This is a genomic window from Lawsonella clevelandensis (assembly GCF_003241315.1).
Lineage (GTDB): Bacteria > Actinomycetota > Actinomycetes > Mycobacteriales > Mycobacteriaceae > Lawsonella > Lawsonella clevelandensis_A.
In genome coordinates this window covers 1-23,972 of record NZ_QFOZ01000007.1, presented here as the reverse complement: position 1 = coordinate 23,972, position 23,972 = coordinate 1, and the positions used below count along the sequence as shown (strand labels likewise).

Genomic DNA, 23,972 nt, shown 5'->3' with positions numbered 1-23,972 from the left:
AATTATTTCCCCAAATTTATTATTTAATAACGCTGGAAGGCCATAGTTCTTATGCTGTCGGTTAACAAATCAATATGTTAACAATGTATACGTTGTTGCCCCGATCAATATAGGTCGGGGCAACAACGTATATTCAGTATCTCGTCATGCGGATCTTCTCACGAGGAAATAGTTTTAGAGGTGACGGTTCACCCAGTTGATGACGTAGTTAATTACTTCGTCACGCACTACTTCGTTCATGGTTTCGTGCATGAGGCCAACCCAGAATATGAATTCCTTATCCTTAGAGCCAATGGCGTTAGCCCAGTTAATGGCCATGTAGGAAGGGACAAGTCCATCCTTCTGACCGTGCATGATGAGGGTGGGGCGGGTGTAGGCCTTCGCGTTATAGGTGGCGTAGAGCAGGCCGTTCAGCATCTGTACAACAGTGGATGCGGTGAAGCTGTTAGAGTTCAGCGGATCCTTCTGGTACTCCTCAGCGATCTTGGTATCGGAGCAGACACCACCGGCAAGCTTGTTGGGGATATCGATCTTAGTTAGCGCATCGGGGCTGGTGAGGGGAGCCTTGCGGGTTTGTTTCTCCGTGAGTACAGTGGGGAGCACACCTTTGAAGCTGAGGATCTTATCGAGAGGGAGCTTTTCAGAAATGGTGGGGTCCAGCTTAGTGTTGGCTGCCGGTAATCCCTTAGCTGTGATCATCTTTGGCTGCAGAGTGTTCTTGCCGTAGGGGTTCCAGGGAATACCACCACCATTGGTGATGGTGCCATCCATGTCAGTGGGGTACTTGGTTTCCAACATTTCAGTGGCGAAGGAGCCCATCGAGTGGCCGATAACGAAGACCTTCTTGCCCTTGTTCTGTGCCTTGGCGGTCATGAGAACATGGTGGACGTCATCAACAAGGTAGTCGAAGGAGTTGACGTTACCTTTCTTGGTCTTGGTGTAGGGTTCGACTGATTTGCCATGTCCGCGGTGGTCCATGCGGTAGACGGAGAAGCCTGCCAGGTTGAGCCGGTAGGTGAGGTAATCGTAGCAGCCAGAGTGTTCCGCCAAGCCGTGGACAACAACGATGGCGGCTTTGGGCTTCGCCACAGTGTTGTACTTGTAGTAGATCTTGGGATGCTCGGGGCTGGCGGAGGTGAAGTAGCCTTGTGAAATCTTTGCCTTGGGTGCCACCATATTGTGAATCTGGTGCGGGTAGGGCTTGTATGCCGGGGCGGCGGAGGCAGTACTGACAGTACCGAAGCTAATAGCAGCAACGGATGCGATGGCGACTGCGCCAGTGAGAATACGATTCCGCATGAGAATGTTCCTATCTTTGTAGAAATGGAAGTTGGAAGACGGATTCACCACGGTTTTGCGCTAGCTGGGCGCGTGTATAGGGGATGTGTTGTTAACCCCATCGTAATATTTTCCCTGTTGGCGGGGGCTTAATTGCCACAAAATTACTTCACCCCCTCAGCCAGATGTACTGACTGAGGGGGTGATGAAAGGTAATAGTGTAATGAGTAGATGCTAGCGGGTAACTAACATCCTTTGTCGATATTACGCTTTGCCAAGGCGCGTGTAAAAGCGCGTGGCACCGCATTTGGCAAGAGGTGCTGATGGCTGAGGATGCGGGCTTGTTTGCCGACAGCCCAGTGGATGCGTGAACTCTTCTGCTTTTCTGGGCGGGTGGCGGTCCACACTACGTCGGTGACATCGTCGGCGGTGAGTTTTAGACCAAGTGTTTCCAGAATAGGAATGCTATTGCCCTGGTCCAGAGCATCTTTCACCATGTTAGTTTTCACGAAGAGCGGGTTCACATCGATAACGCGAATACCGTATTTCATGAATTCAATATCGAGGGCTTCGGTGAGGCCACGGATAGCAAACTTAGCGGCGGAGTAGACGGCCAGGTCTGGGGTGCCGACGAAGGAAGCCGCGGAGGAAATATTGACGATCTGGGCGCCAGGGGTGGTTTTCAGGTAAGGCAGAGCGGCGTGGATGCCGTTAATGCACCCCATGACGTTGACGTCGAAGAGACGCTTTTCGTCCTTGAACTCCTGTTTTTCGAATTCGCCAATAACGGCAACACCCGCGTTGTTAACGAGAATGTCGAGGCGACCGCCGGTGTGCTTCATAAAGTCTTCAATGGCGCGTTTAAAATCCTCGGGGTCCGAGACGTCCATTTTTCCTTGTATAACATTGGGATCGTGCTGTCCCCAGTCAAAGTGTCCCGAGCGGGTGTAGGCACCAACAAGGTAGCCTTCTTTGGCGAATCGTTCAGCAATGTTACGGCCGATGCCACGTCCAGCACCGGAAACAAATACGGCTTTTTGAGTCATATCTTTCCTATCGTTGTTGTTTTGCGCTGCGTTACATATTCACATTTTCGCTACAGAAGAATTTACGAGGTTTACTCTCTATAAGCGCTGGTAAAATTTCTTCTGACATTTATAAATATAGCCTTACATTCCTTGCAGAGAGACGGAACGCGAGGTTGGATAAATATATGACAAAAATAAACTCTGAATTCCACAAACTACTGCAAGAACAAATCGGCCTTGAGCTGGTGTCCTCCAACCAGTATCTAGCCATGTCCATCCACTACGACAACCTCGACATGCCGCAAATGACGGACGTCTTCAAAGGCCACGCCGATGAAGAATACGACCACGCCATGCAGATGATCCACTACCTCCAGGACGCCGGCATTAAGCCCGAGGTTCCCGAGATTCCGGCCGTCCGCAACGACTTCGACGGATTCGTCGAGCCTGTCCGTGTCGCCTTCGAACACGAACAATTCGTCACCTCAAAGATTGAGAAACTCGCCCGCGTCGCCCGCGACAGCTACGACTTCTCCGGCGAATCCTTCATCACAAAATTCATCGATGAGCAGGTGGAGGAAGAAGCCTACTTCAGCCGCCTCCTTGCCATCGTCGAAGAAGAAGGCGCCACTGTTTTCGAGATAGAAAACTGGGTCGCTCGCGAAATCGCTGCCAAGTAACATCTTTCGCGCAAATCAGTAACTAAGCGTCTATAACTAAATATTGAAAGACTCTCTCCTGCCATTTGTTAACGATCTGCCTATTACAGGGGAGGGTCTTTCCTATGTTTGCACATATACCCAGTACGATAAACGCATGGATCCAGCGACATCTCTTCGTAAACCTGGCGTGCGTCGTCCTGCTCTTCCTTCGCTCACTGGCGCCCGCTGGTATGCCGCCTTGGCAGTGTTTATTCTGCACTGTGTCATTTTTCTACCGGTTTACCCTTTCCAACGCACGCAAGCTTTCGTCAACCTCCACAAGGCTATTCCCATGCAGTTGGGTTCTCTGGGGGTGACGTTCTTCTTCCTCCTCTCCGGCTTCATCATCTACTACTCCTCCCGTAGCGATGACACTCCCCTCCTCTTTTACCGTCGCCGTGTTCTCAAAATTTTCCCCACCCATTGGCTTTCCACTCTTATGCTGATGGCGCTGGTAGCGGTTCCTTTCAGTCGGCTTATTACCTGGCTGCCGGAGGTTTTCCTTATCCACACCTGGAATCCGCAATGGACCTATCTGGGCGCACTAAATGTACCAGCCTGGTCTCTGTGTGCGGAGATACTGTTCTACTTCTCATTCCCTCTTCTGAAACCACTGGTGGAAAAACTCCACAGCAATAAGCAGATCATTATCGCTTTTGTTACTTTGCTGGTGGCACTCATCGTCATGCATGTGTGCTACTACTGTTTCACTGACGGTCCCAAAGGGATTGCGAATGCTTTTTCTGTGCGTATTCTGGATACCACCACTAGCCCCCACTATCCTGCCAACTCGGATCCTGCCTGGTTCCAGCGTGAGTCTGTAGCCTACTACCCCAGCTACTGGCTGAGCTACTACTTCCCACTGTCTCGCTTTGGAGAATTTTGGTTAGGGGTGTTGGCCTGCAAACTGGTTATCTCCGGTTGGTGGCGCAACACGAAAATCTGGTGGCCAACGCTTTTACTGGCCATATCCTATGCCCTCACATGGTGGGTACCCATCAACTTCAAAATGTCAGCACTATTCCTACTACCTACCGCTATGTGCATAGCTACTCTTGCCCGACGCGACCTAGAAGGTAAAAGTACTTTCCTGAACAGTAAAACCAATGTGTGGCTGGGTAATGTGTCCTTTGCCTTCTACATGGTGCAATATCCGGTGATGGTGTGGGTGACACGCACCTTCATTGGCGGTAAAAGCTACGGTTGGGCCGGCTGGCTAGGGTTTAGTGTGCTGGCATTTGTAGTGTCGCTTATCGTGTCCGGGCTTGTGTACACCTACGTGGATAAGCCCATTATGAAGAATTGGGCACGGCCCAAGAAAACCGGCGGTCCTACGCAAAAGCATGCGTAACAACATAGTGAAGAAATATTAAAAATGCGGCAGCTGCACGTAACTAAAGCAGCTGCCGCATTTTATTGAGTCTCGCTAGTGAACCTTATTAGTAGCCAACTACTGGACCATCCTCGTTACCGGGGACAAGAACCGGGCTGGAAGAAGTCTGTGTAGGCTTAGGCGCAGGCTGAGAAGGCTTTTGAGAAGGCTGCTGCTGCGGCGCAGGTTTCTTGGATCCAGCAGACTGATTAGTTTGTTCCTGCTTTTTTATCTCAGCTGAGGAAGCAGGCGCATCTTTTGTCTGCTGGGACGATTTATTGTTCTTCTTTTTGACTGTGTTGCTAGCCGTACTGTTGGTGGTACTACTAGTCGTGGAGGTGGTTTCAGTGCTGCTGGTGGCGGCATCATCATTGTTGCCGCATGCTGTTAAGCCTGTTGCAGCCAAAGACAGTGCCAATACAGCTGCACAGATACGCGTATTTTTCATAGTCAATCCTTTACGTGTAATGACAGATGTCATGTGATGTGCTCAAGCTGGCCTTATTAGCCTTTCACAACTAAGTTGACCAAGCGACCAGGAACGGCAATAACCTTCACCGGCTGCTTACCGCCCAACAGTTCCACCACTTTCTCATCGGCGAGAGCGGCGGCCTGGAGAGTTTCCCGATCCGCATCAGCAGGCACCTGGATACGGGCGCGAACTTTACCGTTCACCTGCACGGGAATCTCCACCGCATCATCCACCAGCCATTTCTCGTCAAAGGTGGGGAATGGTGCGTGGGCGAGGGACTCGTCATACCCCAGACGCTCCCACAGTTCCTCACAAATGTGGGGGGCGACCGGCGCCAGCATAAGCACTAGAGGCTCCACCGCAGCCCGCGGCGTGCCATCCACACCCTTCACCCCACCGTATTTCTTGGTGAGGAAATTGGTGTATTCAATCAGCTTGGCGATGGCAGTATTGTCGCGCAGGTTGCTGTATTCTTCGCGGACAGCGGCCACAGTGCGGTGCAGGTACTTGGTGGCTTCCTCATCCAGAGTCTCGTCGGTGACGGTGACCTCTCCACTGTCCTCACTGATGGCGAGCCGCCACACGCGCTGCAGGAAGCGGTGTGCGCCCACAACATCCTTGGTGGCCCAAGGGCGGGACTGGTCGAGCGGGCCCATGCTCATCTCGTAGACGCGCAGGGTGTCGGCACCGTAGTTGTCGCAGATTTCGTCGGGGCTGACGGCGTTCTTGAGGGACTTGCCCATCTTGCCGTATTCGCGGTTCACTTCGAGTTCCTCGCCAACAGCCACGCCACAGTTCTGGGCGATCAGCTTGGAGGCTTCGGTGGGGGTCCAGATGTAGTGGCCGTCGCGTTCTTCCACTTCCGCGGCGGGAATGTAGGTGCCGCGGCTATCGGTGTAGGCGTAGGCCTGAATGTAGCCCTGGTTGAAGAGCTTGCGGTAGGGTTCGGCGGAGGTCAGATAACCTAGGTCGAAGAGGACCTTGTGCCAGAATCGGCTGTAAAGCAGGTGCAGCACAGCGTGTTCCACGCCACCCACATAGAGGTCGACGCCGCCCAAATCCTGCTCACCGTGGAGGTCCTTGCGGGGCCCCACCCAGTATTCTTCATTGCGGATATCGCAGAAAATATCCTCATTAGTGGGGTCAATGTAGCGCAGCTGATACCAGGAGGAGCCAGCCCACTGCGGCATAACGTTCGTGTCGCGCGTGTAGGTTTTCAGGCCGTCACCTAGATCGAGCTCCACATTCACCCAGTCGATGGCTTTCGCAAGCGGCGGGCTGGGGACGGAATCAATATCGTCAGGGTCGAAGCTGACGGGCTTATAGTCCTCCACCTCGGGTAGCTCGATGGGGAGCATGTCTTCGGGAAGAGCGTGAGCCACGCCGTCCTCGTCGTAGACGATGGGGAACGGTTCACCCCAGTAGCGTTGGCGGGCGAAGAGCCAGTCCCGTAGTTTGTATTGGACAGTGCCGGCACCGGCCCCGGTTTCCTCCAGGTAGGCGATGGTGGCGGCTTTCGCGTCGGCAATGGTTTTGCCGTTGAGGTTGAGGCCATTCTCGCTGCTGGAGTTGATGAGAGTGCCGTCACCTGTGTACGCCTCGGTGAGGGTGCCGTCCTCATTGTGGGTGCCGCCGGACACAACATCAATGATGGGAAGGTTGAAGGCGGTGGCGAAGTCGAAGTCGCGGGTGTCGTGGGCAGGCACGGCCATAATGGCGCCGGTGCCGTAGCCGGTGAGCACATAGTCGGCGATGAAGATGGGGACGCGCGTATTGTTCAGCGGGTTAATGGCGTAGGCGCCGGTGAACACGCCAGTCTTGTCCTTATTTTCCTGGCGTTCGCGGTCAGATTTGGAGGAGATGGTGCGGCGGTAGTTGCGGACGGCCTCGGCGGGGGTCGCGCAGGGGTTGCCGGTGCCGTCGTCGCCCTTCCAGGAATCCGGGATAGCAGCGGTGGCAGAGCTGGCAGAAGCAGAGCCGGCAGCAGAGCCAGCAGCGTCGGGCCAGGCGGGTGCCACAATACTGTCGACCAGGCTGTGCTCGGGGGCGAGGACCAGATAGGTTGCGCCGAAGAGAGTATCGGGGCGAGTAGTGAACACGGTGATGGGGTCACTGATGGTCTCGCCCGGCTGACTGTCACTGTTTCCGACAGCACCGTTTTCAGTGTCGATGCGGAAGTCCACATAGGCACCCTGGGAGCGTCCAATCCAGTTGCGCTGCATGGCCTTTACCTTGTCCGGCCAGTCGAGGGCGGCAAGGTCATCAATGAGGCGGTCAGAGTAGGCGGTAATGCGCATCATCCACTGGCTGAGGTTCTTGCGGAACACGGGGAAGTTACCGCGCTCGGACTTACCCTCCGCGGTGACCTCTTCATTCGCCAGCACGGTACCCAGTCCGGGGCACCAGTTAACAGCACTGTTGCTGCGGTATACCAGGCGCTGCGAGTCGATAACCTCGGCGCGCTCCACCTTGGTGAGGTCCGCCCGGTGGCGTCGGCGTCATACCAAGCGTTGTAGACCTGCAGGAAAATCCACTGTGTCCAGCGGTAGTAGTCCACATTGGTGGTGGCGAAGGAGCGGCGTTTATCGTGGCCCAGGCCCAGGCGCCCCAGTTGGCGCTCCATGTTCTTAATGTTGGCTTCGGTGGTGGTACGCGGGTGTGTGCCGGTTTGTACCGCGTACTGTTCGGCGGGCAGGCCGAATGCGTCGTAGCCGAGGGTGTGGAGAACATTGTGGCCCAGCATGCGGTTGTAGCGGGCGAACACGTCGGTGGCGATGTACCCCAGCGGGTGGCCGACGTGCAAGCCGGCACCGGACGGGTAAGGGAACATGTCCTGGACGAAGAGTTTATCGGCGGGAATATCGGAACCGTCGGCGGGGGCGAGGTCTCCTACCGGGTTGGGGGCTTCGAAGGTGTGGCGGTTGTGCCATTCCTGCTGCCAACGGGGTTCGATCTGGGCGGCCAGTTTAGCGCCGTAGCGGTAGACGGGGCCGATCTCGATATTCTCCGACACGATAATGCTTCTCCTGGGGTGGGACTACAGGTGAAAACGCTATATGGCGTTGGTTCCAGAATAGGCGGTGCAGCGGAAAAACTGCACATTAATCGCCACTTGTCTGCAAACCTGCGGTGTCGGAACTGGCTGCGTCAGCGTCGGATGTAGCACTGTCGGGCTGCCAGCGGTCGGATTCGCGGATGCCCCACTTGGAGAGGAACACGGTAAGGAAGGTAACAACGCCGCACACGACGAAAACGATGGCGGTGCCTTGGCTACATAGGTGAATGGCCAGGTCGTTGAGGGCATGGGCTTGGTCTGTGGGGAGCACATCGGCTACCTTGCCACCTACTTTGTCGGCGGCACCGGTGCTCACCATGTCTCGCACTATGCTGGCTTTGTCAGCGGGGAGGGAGGCAAATATGGAGTTATCGTCCAGCCCATTGTTGACGTGGCTGGCCAGGATAGCACCGTTGACGGCGACACCGGTGGCGGTACCGAGGGGCATGGCGGCGTTGGCCATGCCGGTGGCTACACCAGACTTTTGCGGGGGTACGACGCTGACGGCAATGTCCATCATGAAGGGGGTGACGAAGCCGCCGCCGATACCTAGGAGGAGCAGGGCGGGGATGAGGACTGTCCAGTTGGTGGTGTAGTTGACGGCGAGGCCGACAATGAGGCCGACGGCGCTAATACCCATGCCGATAGCCACTACATTGTTGGCGCCGATCTTCTTTCCGAGAGGCCCCACCATACCGGCGACGACGATCATGGGGACGGCGACCAGCATGATGATGGCGCCGATCTGGATGGGGGTGCGTTGTCCCACGCCGAAGAGCCAGTAGATGATGTAGCTGAAGAGGCCGAAGCTCATCAGTTTGGAGATGAATCCCAGCACAATGACGGTGCTGTAGCTGGGGATTTTAAACATGTTGAGGTTGAGGAGGGCTTCGTCACCTTTGTGTTTCTGCCGCCAGATCATAACGGCCATAACGATAATGCCCACGATGAAGGGGACGATGGTTTTCCAGTTGCCCCAGCCGCGTTGTGGCCCGTAGAGAATGGCGTAGTTGATGGCGAAGAGGCCGATGACGGTGTACAGAACGGTGAGGTAGTCGGCTTTGCCTTGGGCTGTGACACCTTCTGCGCGGAGTTTCTTATAGGTGTTGGGAACGGCAATGAGGGTGCCGATAATGCAGATGAGGCCGAGTGGCACGTTGATGAGGAAGAGCCAGGGCCATACGCCGCGACCGAGGAAGTCGTCAGCAGTTTGCAGAATGATGCCGCCGACCAGGGGACCGAAGGCCATGGCGGCGACGGAAACTGTCATGGACAGTCCGATGGCGCGGTTGCGGCGGGCGGAGTCTTCTTTGGCGTAGGCGTCAGCAATGAGGGGGATGCAGGTGCCGAAAACCATGGCGGCGCCGAAGCCTTGCAGTCCGCGGAAGATGACGAGGCCACTGGTGCTGGAGGCGAAAGCGCAGGCCAGGCTGGAGAGCATGAAGACGATATGCCCGGCGAGGAAGAGTGGGCGGCGTCCCCAGAAGTCGGAGATGGCCCCTACACCTAGGAGGAGGGAGGCGAAGGCGAGTGTGTAGGCGTTAATGACCCACTGGGCGCTGGAGAGTGGGGAGTTGAAGTAGTCGGCGATGGACGGCAGGGCCACGTTAACAATGGTGCTGTCGAGCGTCATGATGATGGTGGAGAGACCAACGAAGATAGCAGCCCACACAGGGTTCGGGGCGTGCTTGGGGGTGCGTGTGGAGGTGGTGTTGGTAGACACTGGCGTCCTTAAGTCTTACACAGTCTTACAAACTTTTCTTTAGGTATGCCTAACTTTACATATGGGGCCTATAAGGGCGCTACCTGTCGCACTGCTGTACCTTTACAAAACTTTTTCTTAACTGAGATTCTTTTTGGCTGAGATTCTTCTTAATTGAGTCAGTTACCTCTACTTAAAGCACACAACTATGGATAGGATAAAGACACTTTATTGCTCAACTGACCATTTCTGCTTTGTAGAACGGTGATCATGTTTCCTCTGAAAACCCTCCGCAGTCGATTCACACGCACTGCCTTCGCAACCCTCACATCCACAGCACTCCTCCTGGGAATGGCACAAGCCCCCCGCCAACGCCACACCCCTCTCCACCACTGACTACCGCAGCACTGTCGCCAGCACCAGCAGCAGCAACGCTCTCGCCAGCAAGGCTAAAACTGCCGAGAACCCCAACGACCCCACCTTCCTCCCCACGGCAGAAGCCGGCTTCGTCACCTCCGCTGACGGCACCCGCATCAGCTACTACCAGTACGGCAAGAAAGTCACCGAAGCCCCCACCATCGTCATCACCGGCACCTGGCCGTGGGATGCACAAGTATTCAACCCCCTCGTCCGCCTCCTCGCCCAGACCTACCACGTTGTGCAATACGACCAGCGCGGCTACGGAAAAAGCGGCAAACCACTCCCCATCTCCGCATACACACTAGACAAACTAGCCGCGGACTTCGGGGCAGTCATCGACAAAACCGCACCCCACAAACGAGTCCACGTCGTGGGCGTTGAATGGGGACCCTACGCCTTCTCCGAATACAACCAGAGCCACAAGGGACGTATCGCTTCTTTCACCTCCCTCGGCTCCCCCTCCATCGACATCAACGCCACCTGCGCCAAAGCCGACATCACCTCCAGTGACAAGGCTGAGCAAAAAACCGCCCGCCAGTACTACGCCTCCAGCCTCTTCTTCTACGGACTGGCCAACGTACCCGTCATCCCCTCCGCCATCATGCTCTCCGGAATGCCCGCCCTGGTTGTTAACTCCGTCTCCGACAAACTCGCCGGAAAATGGGACGCACACCTCCAAGGCGACGAAATGTACTACGGCCTAAAAATGATGAAAGCCAACACTCTCAAGCACGGCCTTCACCCCTCCTACAGTTTCCTCGACGTTCCTCTCCTGCAGGTCATCGACATGTCCATGGATATCCTCCCCTCCGCATATGTCACCTCCACCCTGGAGAAGCACACCAACCGTCTCCTGCTCCGCAAACTCCGCGCACTCCGCAACACCATCGTCGTGTACCCGGTGAGTATCGCCAACTGGGTCAATGAAGCAGTACGCGTTGTCGAAGCCGAAAACCCCAGCGTGAAATAGCCAGAAGGACACACCCATGCACACCACACTACGTAACCATCATCTGACCGCCCGGCGCAGCCTCGCCGCCCTCAGTACCGCAGCCGCCCTCACCCTGGGACTCGTCACCGGACCAACCCCCGCCGCCCAGGCTGTACCCGTTGACGGCTCCGTCACCACCACTGACACCAACACCGCCCCCGACACCAGCGGCGTCACACCTCTCTACCGCGCACCCCGGCACCGCCTGGTCACTACGCGCGACAAGCTGAAAGTGTCCGTCTACGAATACGGCCCCTCTGCCCGCACTGCGGAAACCATTGTGATGACCGGAGGCTGGCCCTGGAACTCCAGCGGCATGGAGCCCTTCGCCCAGGTACTCGCCACAAAATTCCATGTTGTGCGCTACGACCAGCGTGGCTCCGGCCAATCCTCACACCCCGAGGACAGCAACCTGTACACCATGGAACGTCTCGCCGATGAAATGCTGGACGTTATCCACGCCACCACCCTTCCCAGGCAGAAAGTGCATGTGTTCGGCGAAGCCTGGTGCCCCTTCATCGCCGCGCAACTGACCTGGCAGATGGGTAAGAAGAGCCCCATCGCCACCCTCACCAGCCTGGGCGCCCCCTCCATTGATCTGGCCGCCAACCTCTACCATCACACCATGCAGTCCGGCACCCCCGCGAAGAAAGTGCAGGCCCGGAAGCAGCATGCCGCCCTCAGCTACATTTGGTTCCTTCACGCCCACCCAGACCTATTCGAAGAATATGTGGTGAAAACCCACTACATGACGAACCTCTCCAACGCCGCCATGAAATATGTGGGTGGGGACTTCAACGCCACCCTTCTCAACGAGGATGTACATTCCGGCGTGAACAAGTACCGCATTGGGTTCATGACGCACTGGGACCACCCGGAATACGACTACATCGACATTCCGGTAGTACACGTCCTCCACATGGCCAATGACTTCATCGAGACGGAATATCTCCTTGATGGTCTGGAAGAACGTACTCCGCACTACATGCGGCACGATATTAACGGCGACCACATGACGTGGGTGACGTCCATGACCACCATCATCGACTACATCTACCAAACAGTGCAGACCTACCACCAGCTTTACCGCTAGGCTGCGTAGACTGGCCTAGACTGTCTGGCCTTGGTATTTGGCGTACTCAGCCTTACTCGGCTGTGCTTGTCGTACTAGTCGTATCTGCCGTATGTGCTGTGCTTGTGGCTATGCGCGGTCTTTGTTGAGGATCCGCTGCTTCGTCTTCCGCAATGCAAGTGCAGCAGTGTGGTAGGAGTGCGACCCTTGCGGCGTCAACTCATATGTCACATTGGTGAGGCCAATGGCGGATGCTTTCGCCATAAAAGCCGCATTAAGCAGCGCGACTCCCCATTCCCAGGGGTTGCCGAGAAGATCACCCCGCTGATAGTTGCGTGGGAGTACAAAACCGAGCGAGTTGGAAATATAGACGTCCTTAGCAGACCGCAACTTCTCCATGTTGAGGAAAGGGTCGAACTCATAACGTGACGGGTTAAGTGGACTCCCGAAAGGACGCGCTATACAGAGAGTGATGTCGTTCGTACTGTTCATCAGTTCCAGCAGACCTGGGATAACAAAAATGTCCATGCCCGAATACGACAACACTTGGTCAAAAAGATCAGGGTGACGCTCGGTTAGGCTCAGCGCGGAGCCACCACCCATGGAAAAGCCACCCACACTCCAGCCGGTAGTGTCCATACCGTTACTGCCGGCCCACGCCACAAGTTCCTTGGTGATGAAGGTTTCCCACTGCTGCCGATCAAGTTGCGGATGGATGAGGGAGCAATGGCGGTAACGATACTGGAAATCGGCGTAGTAGGAGGAGCCGCCACCGATGGGAAGAATGACATTGATATCTGTATCGGCCATGGTGCGGGCGGCACCACCACCGTTAATCCACCGATTGTGGGAGTCGACAGCGCTAGCCCCATCAAGTAGTAGCAAGACACGCTTGGAACGCTTCATGGCGGGTTTGTAGTGGATACTTATGTAGGTGTGATTGGCGGGTGACCAGATACGGCAGCGTTGAAAATTGCTGGCCAGCGGGTCGCGCGTACAGTATCCGCTTGGAGAATCATCCGAACGTAGCGGCAAGTTACTTTCTCTACTGTGAATATCAACACGCAGATCGGCATCTGGATCCCAAATGTTCTTATGGGAATTACTGCCACTCCCATCTGGTGTTTCCCCGGATGGTTTAGCTGATTCCGCATGGGCAACTGGAGGAGCAGATAGAGAAACGGAGAGAGGCGCTACCATTCCGCAGAGAAGTGCGGCAGCCATGACAGGGGCAACTTGTTGACGCAAAAGTCCATGTGGGAACCTCTGCGAAACCCTTTGAGAAAAACCAGGACGCGGAGCACGGTTACGAACAAAAGCAGAGAAAATATTTTTCATGACATTAATGAAAAGTAGGTAAATAGTTTCTCTACAGTTTATACACCCGTACGGTTTTCTTTCTTCCTTTTTGCTGTACACAGCATCACTTTCCCGGTAGTGCCTTCTCCCTCTACTACCGTCTCCACAAGGCCGTGTGCCCAGTCTGTGCCCTCACGAGTCCTCACAATTCCGTGCATCATATACATGTGACAAGATGGAGGAATGACTATCACCGCAGCCGCAGACGGCTCTTCTTTGGGTAACCCCGGCCCCGCTGGTTGGGCCTGGTTCATCGACGACACCTGCTGGCATGCGGGCGGTTGGCCGCAAGGCACCAATAACCAGGGTGAACTGATGGCGGTCCTGGATCTTCTCCGCTCCACTAAACACCGCGCCGATGAGGAACTGCATGTTCTGTGCGATTCCCAATATGTCATTAACTCGATCACGAAGTGGATGCCGGGGTGGAAGAAACGCGGCTGGAAGAAAGCCGACGGCAAGCCGGTGCTGAATGCCGACCTTATGCGGCAGCTAGATGCTGAGATGAGGGGCCGCACTGTGCGTTTCAGTTGGGTGAAGGGCCATGCTGGGCACCCGCTGAATGAGGCAGCTGATGATGCCGCCCGCGCCGTCGCCACCGCCTACCAGCAGCACCAGCCCATTCCCGAGGGGCCCGGGTTCCCGGGGTTGCCTGACGCTGCTAATAAAGCGTCGGCTAGCAAAACGGCAGCCGCCGAAACGTCGGCCATCAAAAAACCAGTCAACAAGGCGCCGCATAGCGGATCGTCTGCTGGCGGGACCCAAGACGCGCTGTTCTGACGTTATCCACAGTTCTAACGCTATCCGCTATTCGGTGACGAGGGTGAGGGTCCAGCGGCCGTCACCACCACTAAGGCGGGCGGTGTTGAGACGTTCTTCTGCAAGAGCGTCGCGGATATAGCTGAAGAGCGTTTGCTGGGTGGTGACCAAATCTCCGGGATTGTCGATGGTGAGTCCCTCGGCGCCGGCGGCGACCAATGCTCGGGTGAGGAGTCCGCGCCATCGTTTGGCATTGTGGGAGACTACTTTTTCACGGCCGTTTACTACCCGCACTGCTTTTACCTGCACAAGGTCAATGTTGTGGTCGTGACAGTCTTTGGCGGTGGGCATCCAGGCTTTCTGGTAGGCGCCGGAACGGCAGTCCACGACGAGTTCACCGGCCATTTCCTCAGTAAAAAAAGCGGTTGAGAGTACGCCGCCAGTAGGGGCCAAGGGAGCCAATGCCGGGCAGGTTGACCCCCATGGAGCAGCGGTAGGCGGGGATGCGGTCGCCGGGGCGCACCCACCCCCACAGGGCAGAGGAGATAAGAATATGCTTATCAGCCCAGGCGCGCTGCCGGGCGGGGCTGGTGTGTAGTGCAGCCCCCGCGTAGAGAACACCAGTGTAGATGTCGCGGGCAGGCGCAGCGGGTTGTTTCCACAGGGTGCAGTTGCGAACAACGTCATCGACCAGGCGCGGCCCCACACTGAGGACGGTAAGGGCGTCCGGTTGTCCACTGGCCTCTTGCAGGGCCTCCCCCACGGCCAGGCGTTTATCGGTCAGGCGCGGGTACACCAGGTTGTCGAGGCGGATGGGGGCACAGTTGGGGTCGGCGGGGGTTTTCCCTTCCGAGGGTGGGAGGAGGATGCGCATGGTGCCTGCTTATGGTCCTGGTTCTCTATGGAATTGGGTTAGTCGATGATGGTGAGGACTTCGCTGACGGGGCGGCGGGTTTTCGCACGGTGTTGGGCGTCGGAGTAGCCGAAGCAGGCGAAGACGGTCAGGTGGAATTCCTCCGGGTCGTAGACGCCGCGGTCGGTGAGGAGTTTCTGCATGGGGATTTTTTGGAAGCCCTCAATGGGGGTGGAGTCTATGCCCATGGCGGCGGACATGGTGAGCATGTTGCTGAGGGCAATGTACACCTGCTTATCCACCCACAGGTTCTTTTCCCGGTCGGTGTGGAAGTCTTGGTCGTCGTTGATGAAGGTGCGGTAGCGGTCCATGCGGGCGTCTAGGCCGTCCTGCGGATAGTGCTGAATGTCCTCGTGAATGTGGGTGAGGTAACTGCTGTGGGGTTCCATCTGGCTGGCGTTGCGGCCCAGGAAGGCTACGAGGTGGCTGGCGTCTTCTACTTTGCCAATGCCTCCCCACATGTAGGGCAGCATGTCGTTGATGAGGTCGCGGTTTTTAATATGGACGAAGTGCCAGGGTTCAAAGCCCATGCTGCTGGGGCTGAGGCGTCCGGCATCGATGATGGCGGCGAAGTCTTCATCGCTGACGCGCAGGTTGGGGTTGTATTTTTTGGCGGTGTAGCGGGCGTGGAGAAGGTCCGTCACCTGCTGGCCGGTCATGCAGGGGGTGAGGTTGGGGACGCCGGGGTTATTAGGCAGGTGCTGGCTAACATTGGGCTGGCTGGGCTGGCTAGTGGTGTGCTGGGCAGAGTTATCTGGGGTGGTGGTCACTGTTATCTCCTTATACGTACGTTAATCCCCAACAACCCCCATGTTACTGTCCCCTTAGTTTAACCAGTTTATGGAGTTGAATGAGTGTAGGTGGATCAACGCGGGAGAGGCGGGTCACTGTGTCCCGCCTGCTGTCCTGCCGGCTTCTCGGGGTTCTTGTCCTCCTTGGGGGTGCGGGCTTGGGCGCGTTCCCGGTTGCGGTTCGCCATAGTTTCTTCCGCTATCTGCGCGCGGCGGGTGCGTTCCTCCTGAAGAATGCGGCTTTGTTTACGCTCCTCGTCCGTCCTATTGAAGTGCTGCCCCATACGGTTGAAGTGGGCACTAATGCGGTTCCCCAAGTCCTGCCAGGGCCCCTCGGGGATAGTTTCGCCGGAGGCTGCTTCCAGTTCTTTCTGTAGTTGGCTGCGCATATCGTGCCCGGAGATAAGGAGCCCGCGCGCATCGTCAGCCAGCGTGTCCCCATTGTGCATTTCGAGGGCCACACGGATACGTTCCATGCGGACTCGGTCGCGGGCCTGCAGGGCGCGGGGGAAGGCGACGCACACAATGCCGCCGAACATGTTGAGGGGGATAATCCACCAGAGGAAGTCCAGGATTTCTAGGGGTGTGACGACGGTGGAGCCGGCGCAGCAGGCACCCATCATAATGAGTGTGTCGAGGACACTGTGCAGCATGCCGAAGCCGAAGAGGAGAATGCCGCCGAAGAGTGCCGCCATGATCTTGCCGATGACCTCGCTGGTGCCCATCTGCATGCGTGTCATGAGGGTAATGCTGATGCCCGCAATGATGGCCATGAGAACAGTTTTGAGGTTGGGGGTGAGGGAGGCGAAGTACTCCCCGTGTTCGATAAGTTCCTGGTTTGATTCGGGGAAAGCGGTGACAGTGGCCCACATGATGGCGAGCCCGCCAACAAGGTTGCCGAGGAACGTGTAAAACCAGAAGCGGATCAGTTGCGGGATGCGGGCGCGGCGGGCAACAACGGCGAAGGTGGGGACCAGAAAACCCTCGGTGAAAAGCTCAGAGTGGGCTAGGAGGAGGGTGATGAAGCCCAGGCTGAAAGCGATGCCGCCGACAAGTTGGTTGCCGGTGAGGTCGGTGACGCGCATGCCGATGAGGATACCGAGGCTGATCTCCATGCCGCCCATGACGCCGGTGATGAATTGTTGGGGGCGGGGGCGGGCGAGGCGCTGGCGGCCTTCGCTGACTTGCCGGTCGAATGCGTCGTCGAGGGCTTCTTCGCGGTGGAAGGTAGCGTTCTCGTCGTCAAGTGTGGCAATGAGTTCTTCTTGTGCACGTTCCCGGTTTTTCGTGAGACGCTCTTCAAGCTGAGATTTTTGGCTGCTTTTCTGGGGGCTCTTCTGGACGCTTTTCTGGGCGTCAGAACGAGAGTTGGGGTGAGTGTCGGCAGAATGAGTGTCGGCAGAGTGAGTGTTTTTAGCACTGTCCATGATTCCCATGTGGGTTCACCGTCCTTAGGCAGGGTGAATTCGCAAGGTCATTACCTGCCAGAGTACCGGGGTCTCCTACTTCTCGCCGCAGTAATACGACGCAGCATGACCGGGATATGCGGCGCTACCAGGGACGCGACCATCATCGATCGCGAGGAGCGTACACCTGGTGTGCAGAACGTGCAGCTATGTTCTAGCGCCCGGTACCGTAGAGGGGGTCGTCGGGGTGACGAATGGGGCCGCGGATAAGCCCGGGTGTGGGCAGAATGCGGTTCTTTTGAGGGTCTTTGTGGTGGACGATGGGTGGATCGTTTGAGTCGGGGCGATGGTATGCCTGGTTGCGCCCATCGGTGGCCAGGGGATCCGGTGTGCGCTGTTCGGTGAAGAGTTTTTTGTAGGCTTCGCGTACCCCGGGGTCGTAGACGGGGTGGTGGAGGTCTACGGTACTGCGCCTGGAAGTGCCGTACGTGGGGTTGTGTTCTACGGGTGGAGTGTAGGGTGTGTACTGAGATTGGGGCATGTTGCCGGGTTGGGGGAAGCTGAGGCCGGCGGTGTCTGCCCGTAAAAGACCAGGATTGTAGCGGTTGGTAAGAATGTGGTCGGCGCGGGCGGTGAAGGGGGCTTCGGGGAAACTGTAGGTGCGGAATGCGGGGTTTTCTAGGGCTTCCCGCCGGTGCTTCATAATGTCGTTAAGTGCAGTATGGGAGGCGGAGTAGACACGGGTGAAGTAGTCAATGCGTTTGGCGACGTTGATTACTTGTTGGCTGAAACTTTCAATGGAGACTACCCACCGGTGCATACTGACGCCGGTGGCTTGTGTGATGGCTGCCCCCGCATGGTGAATGTTGATGGCGAAGCGTTGCAGGGCGGTTCCCGCATTGTGCCATGCGTGAGCGGGAATGGCGAGGTCTTTATCGGATATTTCCGCAAATTGGATGGCGAGGGTTTCTACGTCCCGGCCGAGCTGTTCGCAGTGCAGTGCGGGGGGTTCTAGGGCGTCATCATTCCATTGTTGGGGGAATGCTGTTGCGGTGGGGCGGCTAGCGCTGTGGTTAACAGAGCAGTGTTTGGCGAGTTCGCTGGCTAGCCGGTCGGCTTCGCTGAGGTGCCAGTTCATGACGGTTTCGGCGCCGCAGGCACCGTGTATGAGGTGCGTGAGTTGGCGGGAGTAGGACTGGACGGAGGCCAGTGAACTGGTGGGCAGCGTGTAGGTACTGGTGTTAGTGAAGAGGTGCGGAGTGTCCTTTATAACATCGGTGAGCTGCAGGTATGCGTCCTTATACTGTCCACTATTGCCATGCATTGCGGAGTTCTCTGCCACCTTACTTGTGTGTCACTACTTGTGTGTCACTTTTACGTGCGTGCAGTATTAAACCACGTTTCTGCCCCGCGTGGGGACGCTACTTTTACTCTTTTTAGTTCTTTTCGCTGGTTGCTAGCTGGTCGTCCACGTAGCCCGGCGCGGCCGCAATGTAGCCAGTAATGGCGAAGGGGATCACGAGGACCAGGCAGAAGATGAGGGGTACTGTCCAGCCGGTGGTGGCCTGCAGGAGCACACCAACGAGGAGCGGGCCGAGGCTGGCGATGAGGAAGCCGAAGGACTGGACGAAGGAGGAGAGGAGGGCGGTGGTTTCACTGCTGCGTCCACTCCAGCCGATGAGGGTGAGGGCCATGGGGAATGTGGTGTTGGACAGGGCGAAGAGGATAACCCATAGCCAGGGCACACTGTCTGGCGCCAGTAGCATACCCAGGTAGGCGGGGGCGGCGATAGAGGCAATGCCTGCCACCAGAGCCCGCGGATTCTTGGATTTTTCTAGCAGTGTGGGGGCCAGCATGGCGCAGGGGATGGAGAGGAGCTGCATGAGGCCGGCGAGCATACCCGCATAGTTTTGGGAGACTCCGTAATCGCGGAAGATTTGTGCCAGCCACCCCATTTCGACGAAGGCGTGGAGGGATTGGATACCGAAGAAGAGGGCCAGGGCACGGGCTTTCTTGGAGCGGAATAGTGTCCACAGTTTCGCTGATTCCGCCTCGGTAGCGGCACCCTCTACGTCATCGCCACCAGGTAGCTCATTTTTGCGGCGCAGTGCCACCAGGATAGCGGCGGGGATAACCGCCAGAAGTGCCAGGAGACCCCAGAAGCCGATGGCGCCACGCCAGCCGGTGCTCATGCTGTGGCTCATGGGTGCTACCACAATGGAGGAGAGGAACGCCATGGCGGTAAGGGCCGTGGAGTACACCGCAGTGAAGGTGGGGATACGTTGCGGGAAGTGCGTTTTGACGAAGGCGGGCATGAGCACATTGGTGATGGCGATGCCGGCGAGGGCCACAATAGAAAAGACAATGAACCCGGCAGTACCGCCCATGAAAGCGCGGACGATAAGCCCCAGACTGAGGGCAACCATAGCGACCAGCATGGTGACGTGCAGCCCACACCTGCGGGACAGCATGGGGGTAATGAGGCCCACCAGGGCGAAGATGAGGGTGGGGAGGCTGGTGAGGAAACCAGCCATGGCGTCTGACATGTGCAGACTATCTTGAATCTCTTGCAGGACAGGGCCAATACTGGTGACGCCGGCGCGCATATTCAACGCGAAGAGGACGACAGCGGCCACAAGAAGTACGTGCAGGTGTGTGCGCTTCATCACTCTACCCTACGGCATTTGGCGCAATAGACCTATTTGAGCTGCAGATTCAGGAGGTTAGGGGTGTTCGGGGACTTTGCCGAAAACAATGCTGATGGGGCTTACGGCTACTTTTCCGTCTACGCCGCCGGTCAGTATTCCTACTGTTGAGCCAGTATGAGGACCGGATTCTGCTACTATGCCGGCACCGGAGTCGCCGGGGCGGCTGAAAAGTTGGCCCTCCCAGCAGTTAAGCCCACCTTGTAGGAAGATTCCTATGCGCTGTTTCAGAACAAATTTGTCGCCGCAGGGGTGGAGTTTTTGTGGTGGCAGGTAGCCACTGGTGTAGCCGGTGGTAACGCCGCGTTTAGAGATCCGTATTTTCTCCGTGATGGAAGTTAATGGGTAAACATTGCTAATAGTGGATTTTTGGGGGGATCCCAGCCCCATGTCGATGAGGGAAATATCGTAGTGTTTAAAAACTTGGGTAACTACACCTACCCGGTAGAGGGTTTTACCGTTTACGCCGTATACGCCTTGTCCAACGAATGGAACACAGTGCCGGACGGTAACACCGTAGGTGCGGCCGTCAAGTTTAACGATGGCTCCCAGGGTGCAGTCGGAGTCTAGTTTCCGGTCGAAGTTACTGTCCATGTAGATTTTTTGCCCGGCGTGGGTGGTGTAGACAGTGGACGCGTATGCGGCACCGGGGGTGAGCGCGCCAGCGGAGACAACGGCTATTGTAACGAGACCGGCAGCGGCGGCATGCTTAAATAGTTTCATAGTGAAGCCCTTCTTTTCACACTATACGTGTCCGGTAGCTGGTCTCCTGTTACACGCGTTTGGGGATCATTCCATAAATATAGCCTCATTAAAGTTTGCGCACAGATTGTGTGCAAACTGTGCAGATCCTAGAGCATGCCCAATTATTTCACTCTGCTAAAAGGTTTTGTTACTACTTCCCCAACCTCAACATCGTCCATGGGGATATCTAGCCACACCGCCGCTAAATCCCGCGCTTGTTCCGCAACATCGTCCATGCTCTTAGCCTGTGTATATTGACCAATCTCTGGCACATAAACAATCCAGTATTGTTCCCCGTGTGTCACTATGGGATTAATGGTGTGCATATACTGCCTTTATCTTCTATATCAACCATATAAACCAGAAAAATATCCCTAATACGGATTATAAAGCGGGACACCAGTGTTCCATCACTAATAATTCTTCTCAGGTGCATCGTACGCACGACCCACACGTATCCCTAGGACGCTCACAGCGCGAGTTTATGAAGTGCCTAGGGTTCTCTCGTGGGGTGGACGCGATTCTCGTCGTGTTATGAGGCAAATGGAGGCCCTTGCGAAGGCTCGTTTCACCCTTTCCAGAGAATTTGACTGTGATGAAGGAACTCTTGAACAGTCGTTAAGTAGTGTTGTGGCGACTTCAACAGCCTTGTGGTTTCCCTCCAAAGTTGAGGAGGCTGGCCAGGATGGTCTTTTTGAGTCAAGCATTTGTGTCTCGCATGAAATGATGCAAATTCTCGACAGCGCTATGCCAGTTGATCTTCGAGCGTGGTGATACCTTAATGAGCAGTCGAAATCTCCACTTGTTCTCGACATCTACCAATGGCTCGCCGAACGCGCACACCGCGCACCCAAAAGAGGCGTATTCATCACCTGGGAATAACTCCGCGACCAATTCGGCACCCAAAATGCCGCACTACGCTCCTTCAAAACCAACTTCCTCCGTTCCCTCGATGTCGTCATGAAGGTGTACCCTGCCAATATCGACATCGAACCCAACGGACTACGACTCCGCTACACCAAAGCACCCGTCATGGAAGCCCCGAGTTGGGAACTGCCACAAGGACATTAAAAAATATTCACATTAAAGGATTCATTATGAAACGATTCACCGCCGCTGCTCTGTCAATTGTGCTAAGTGTGGGTGTGAGTGCTGGTGTCGCCCAAGCTCAAGATTTCTCTGATCCAGCAACTACTCCTGGAAAAATCACTGCTCACCCGAAGAAACAATCTCTTCTTCAACCTCCGGTAGAAGCAACAATTTACGCAGAACCATACGGCATCGTCCCAGACCATCATGCAGCTGCTAATTTTTCGCCTCTGGGTACTCGAAAATCTGCAAAAATTCGTGGTTCATTGCATCAGCCTCTTCGATATAGCTTATTCTTTAATAGTTTTGAAGAATGCCAGGCAGATTTTGACCCTTACGCGCACGATTTCAGCGTTATGAACGCGATTATTCCGCCACATTGGATATGGATGGCGAAAAATGACTGGACACAGCAGATCAGTACTCAGTGCTATCAAATTTATAACGGCAAATGGGTATACGAATACAACAATTTCTTTGAAATGCCAGTCGTCCCCAACCCCCAGAAACTACCAGGCCGCTACCCGAAAGACGTTCCCCCAGAACAACAAAAATACCTCCGAAAATAACTAGTCTTGAGGACAGACGCTCGGATCCCATAAACCCCGTTTATGACTCCGAGCGTCTTCTTCTGCCGCCCGTCTTTCTTTCCTCCCCAGCCAGATCGTTAGACTTGATGCATGGCCACACGTAGCAGCATCTCCCCCAGCCGTTTCCGGCGGCAGCTGCAACGCATCAACAAGCACATTGATTGGCTGATCGTTGGCCTACTCCTCTGCATTCTGCTGGCCAGTTTCTTCCCCGCCAAAGGCAGTTTTGCCACCGGCATGCACTATGCGTCAAAAGTTTTCCTCTTCCTCCTCTTTTTCTTTTATGGCGCTAAACTAGCCCCCCGCGAAACCCTCCTGGGGCTAAAGAATTGGCGACTCCACGCCGTCATCTTCTGCTTCACGTTCATCCTGTTCCCCATCATTGGGGTGGGCCTTAAATACGCCACTATTGGCTGGCTTGGGCAGGGTTTAGCGCTTGGCCTCCTCTACCTCACACTGGTGCCGGGCACCGTACAGTCCTCTATTGCCTTCACCTCGGTGGCGCACGGAAACGTGGCAGGCGCTATTGTGGCCTCCAGCCTGTCGAATATCCTGGGGGTTTTTCTCACTCCGCTGCTCGTAATGTTGACGATGGCCACCACCGGCGACGTGCATATTACGGGACGCAGCATTCTGGATATTTTCCTGCAGATACTATTACCGTTCATCATTGGGCAGCTGCTGCACAAGTATCTGGGGCCAGGGTTGAACCGCCACCCCATTCTTACGAAAACCGTTGACCGCGGCACCATTTGGATTAACGTTTACACCGCATTCTCACAGGCTGTTGTGGAAGGCGTATGGATGCGGGTGACGGCCCTGCACCTGCTGGCGCTGGTCGGTATCTGCATTGCGGTGGTGAGCCTGGTACTGGTCCTCTCCTGGTGTATGGCGAAAGGTTTAGGGTTCAACCGGGAGGATTGCATAGCCGCCCAATTCTGCGGGTCGAAAAAGTCTCTCTCCAGCGGCATCGCCATGGGTGCGGTCCTCTTCGCCGGCAGTACTGGGGAATTGAGCGCTGGTATCCTCATGCTGCCGCTCATGCTGTTCCACCTCTTCCAACTCCTCATCTGTGCAGTGCTGGCAGGCCGCTACGGGCGCCAATGGGAGCGGGAACACACGCATGCGCATGCGAATGATCAAGGTGCTGCGCAGTAAGCTAATTTATGATTTTTACTTGTACCAGTCTGCGCTCGTAGAAACGTTCTAGCTCCTCTTCTTCACTTCGCCGTTCTCCGGTGAACTGGATTCCTTCTATACCTCGAGCCATCAGCATCTTTCCTTCCATGTCCTATAAAGACAGTAAAGAAAACCGCACTCCCCCAGTTATACCCAATGCACTACCCTGCTAATTTAGGCATAACCAACAGATAGTGACATAAATTCAACTAGCTTAAACCTACGAATCACACACAAAACTATTTCAACTGACGCTTGGGAACAGCGAACTACCGATTCCTTAGTTTCAAAAAGCTATGGGGGCGGAACTCCATCTACTGAAAATAATGATTTTTGGCAGGGATCA

General features: G+C 55.8%; 22 protein-coding genes and 1 pseudogene. 8 read left to right on the top strand and 15 right to left on the bottom strand.

Annotation, left to right across the window (positions count from 1 at the left end; translation table 11 throughout):
• Nucleotides 1–174 precede the first annotated feature (174 nt).
• On the bottom strand, nt 175–1,299 hold the full coding sequence (locus DI579_RS05200; RefSeq protein ID WP_303678837.1) for a lysophospholipase: 1,125 nt from the start codon (nt 1,297–1,299) through the stop codon (nt 175–177).
• A gap of 224 nt (nt 1,300–1,523) precedes the next feature.
• Nucleotides 1,524–2,324 (bottom strand): SDR family oxidoreductase, encoded by an 801-nt coding sequence (locus DI579_RS05195; protein ID WP_290598654.1) that lies wholly within the window; start codon nt 2,322–2,324, stop codon nt 1,524–1,526.
• Between the two features lie 167 nt (nt 2,325–2,491).
• Between DI579_RS05195 and DI579_RS05190 the strand changes: the two genes are divergently transcribed.
• Nucleotides 2,492–2,986 carry a ferritin gene (locus DI579_RS05190; protein WP_290598655.1) on the top strand — a complete coding sequence of 165 codons (495 nt, stop codon included), beginning with the start codon at nt 2,492–2,494 and terminating at the stop codon, nt 2,984–2,986.
• A gap of 43 nt (nt 2,987–3,029) precedes the next feature.
• A complete protein-coding gene (locus DI579_RS05185; protein ID WP_303678836.1) occupies nt 3,030–4,358 on the top strand; it encodes an acyltransferase in 1,329 nt (442 codons plus the stop codon).
• 88 nt (nt 4,359–4,446) lie between these two features.
• Here DI579_RS05185 and DI579_RS05180 read toward each other — a convergent pair whose 3' ends face one another.
• The 4 genes and pseudogenes from DI579_RS05180 to DI579_RS05165 form a co-directional block, all read right to left on the bottom strand.
• Nucleotides 4,447–4,827: a hypothetical protein gene (locus tag DI579_RS05180; RefSeq protein ID WP_290598657.1), complete on the bottom strand. Its 381-nt coding sequence runs from the start codon at nt 4,825–4,827 to the stop codon at nt 4,447–4,449.
• Between the two features lie 56 nt (nt 4,828–4,883).
• A pseudogene (locus DI579_RS05175) lies at nt 4,884–7,870 on the bottom strand (leucine--tRNA ligase).
• Between the two features lie 82 nt (nt 7,871–7,952).
• Nucleotides 7,953–9,629 (bottom strand): MFS transporter, encoded by a 1,677-nt coding sequence (locus tag DI579_RS05170; protein WP_303678835.1) that lies wholly within the window; start codon nt 9,627–9,629, stop codon nt 7,953–7,955.
• A gap of 304 nt (nt 9,630–9,933) precedes the next feature.
• Complete coding sequence (locus DI579_RS05165; protein ID WP_290598660.1) at nt 9,934–10,263, bottom strand: hypothetical protein; 330 nt, start codon at nt 10,261–10,263, stop codon at nt 9,934–9,936.
• Here DI579_RS05165 and DI579_RS05160 point away from each other — a divergent pair.
• Together DI579_RS05160 and DI579_RS05155 are read left to right on the top strand one after the other, a co-directional pair.
• A complete protein-coding gene (locus DI579_RS05160; RefSeq protein ID WP_369680256.1) occupies nt 10,186–10,998 on the top strand; it encodes an alpha/beta fold hydrolase in 813 nt (270 codons plus the stop codon). The two genes, DI579_RS05165 and DI579_RS05160, sit on opposite strands and share 78 nt — an antisense overlap.
• Nucleotides 10,999–11,014: 16 nt before the next feature.
• Nucleotides 11,015–12,112: an alpha/beta fold hydrolase gene (locus DI579_RS05155; RefSeq protein WP_303678834.1), complete on the top strand. Its 1,098-nt coding sequence runs from the start codon at nt 11,015–11,017 to the stop codon at nt 12,110–12,112.
• Between the two features lie 108 nt (nt 12,113–12,220).
• On the opposite strand, the gene DI579_RS05150 is transcribed toward DI579_RS05155, so the two are convergent.
• Nucleotides 12,221–13,429: an alpha/beta hydrolase family protein gene (locus DI579_RS05150; protein ID WP_290598663.1), complete on the bottom strand. Its 1,209-nt coding sequence runs from the start codon at nt 13,427–13,429 to the stop codon at nt 12,221–12,223.
• A 204-nt stretch (nt 13,430–13,633) separates the two neighbouring features.
• Between DI579_RS05150 and DI579_RS05145 the strand changes: the two genes are divergently transcribed.
• Nucleotides 13,634–14,230 carry a ribonuclease H gene (locus DI579_RS05145; RefSeq protein WP_366664342.1) on the top strand — a complete coding sequence of 199 codons (597 nt, stop codon included), beginning with the start codon at nt 13,634–13,636 and terminating at the stop codon, nt 14,228–14,230.
• Nucleotides 14,231–14,257: 27 nt separating this feature from the next.
• On the opposite strand, the gene yaaA is transcribed toward DI579_RS05145, so the two are convergent.
• The 8 genes from yaaA to DI579_RS05105 all read right to left on the bottom strand — a co-directional run bounded on the left by yaaA (nt 14,258) and on the right by DI579_RS05105 (nt 21,094).
• Entirely contained in the window at nt 14,258–14,614 is a 357-nt protein-coding gene (gene yaaA / locus DI579_RS05140; RefSeq protein ID WP_290598664.1) for a peroxide stress protein YaaA, read from the bottom strand.
• Between the two features lie 4 nt (nt 14,615–14,618).
• On the bottom strand, nt 14,619–15,083 hold the full coding sequence (locus DI579_RS05135; RefSeq protein WP_290598665.1) for a YaaA family protein: 465 nt from the start codon (nt 15,081–15,083) through the stop codon (nt 14,619–14,621).
• A 38-nt stretch (nt 15,084–15,121) separates the two neighbouring features.
• On the bottom strand, nt 15,122–15,892 hold the full coding sequence (locus tag DI579_RS05130; protein WP_290598666.1) for an NAD(P)H-dependent oxidoreductase: 771 nt from the start codon (nt 15,890–15,892) through the stop codon (nt 15,122–15,124).
• 95 nt (nt 15,893–15,987) lie between these two features.
• Nucleotides 15,988–17,349, bottom strand: a complete 1,362-nt coding sequence (locus DI579_RS05125) for a formate/nitrite transporter family protein (RefSeq protein ID WP_303678833.1) — start codon at nt 17,347–17,349, stop codon at nt 15,988–15,990.
• Between the two features lie 184 nt (nt 17,350–17,533).
• Entirely contained in the window at nt 17,534–18,661 is a 1,128-nt protein-coding gene (locus tag DI579_RS05120) for a hypothetical protein (RefSeq protein WP_303678832.1), read from the bottom strand.
• Nucleotides 18,662–18,755: 94 nt separating this feature from the next.
• On the bottom strand, nt 18,756–19,985 hold the full coding sequence (locus DI579_RS05115) for an MFS transporter (protein WP_303678831.1): 1,230 nt from the start codon (nt 19,983–19,985) through the stop codon (nt 18,756–18,758).
• A gap of 57 nt (nt 19,986–20,042) precedes the next feature.
• On the bottom strand, nt 20,043–20,747 hold the full coding sequence (locus tag DI579_RS05110; RefSeq protein WP_290599138.1) for a hypothetical protein: 705 nt from the start codon (nt 20,745–20,747) through the stop codon (nt 20,043–20,045).
• A 143-nt stretch (nt 20,748–20,890) separates the two neighbouring features.
• Nucleotides 20,891–21,094 (bottom strand): type II toxin-antitoxin system HicB family antitoxin, encoded by a 204-nt coding sequence (locus DI579_RS05105; RefSeq protein WP_303678830.1) that lies wholly within the window; start codon nt 21,092–21,094, stop codon nt 20,891–20,893.
• Nucleotides 21,095–21,302: 208 nt separating this feature from the next.
• On the opposite strand from DI579_RS05105, the gene DI579_RS05100 reads away from it, so the two are divergent.
• The 3 genes from DI579_RS05100 (at nt 21,303) to DI579_RS05090 (ending at nt 23,605) form a co-directional block, all read left to right on the top strand.
• Nucleotides 21,303–21,542, top strand: a complete 240-nt coding sequence (locus tag DI579_RS05100; protein WP_303678828.1) for a hypothetical protein — start codon at nt 21,303–21,305, stop codon at nt 21,540–21,542.
• A 323-nt stretch (nt 21,543–21,865) separates the two neighbouring features.
• Nucleotides 21,866–22,426, top strand: coding sequence for a hypothetical protein (locus DI579_RS05095; protein WP_290599133.1), 561 nt, complete (start codon nt 21,866–21,868; stop codon nt 22,424–22,426).
• A gap of 111 nt (nt 22,427–22,537) precedes the next feature.
• Nucleotides 22,538–23,605, top strand: coding sequence for a bile acid:sodium symporter family protein (locus DI579_RS05090; protein ID WP_290599131.1), 1,068 nt, complete (start codon nt 22,538–22,540; stop codon nt 23,603–23,605).
• Nucleotides 23,606–23,972: the final 367 nt, after the last annotated feature.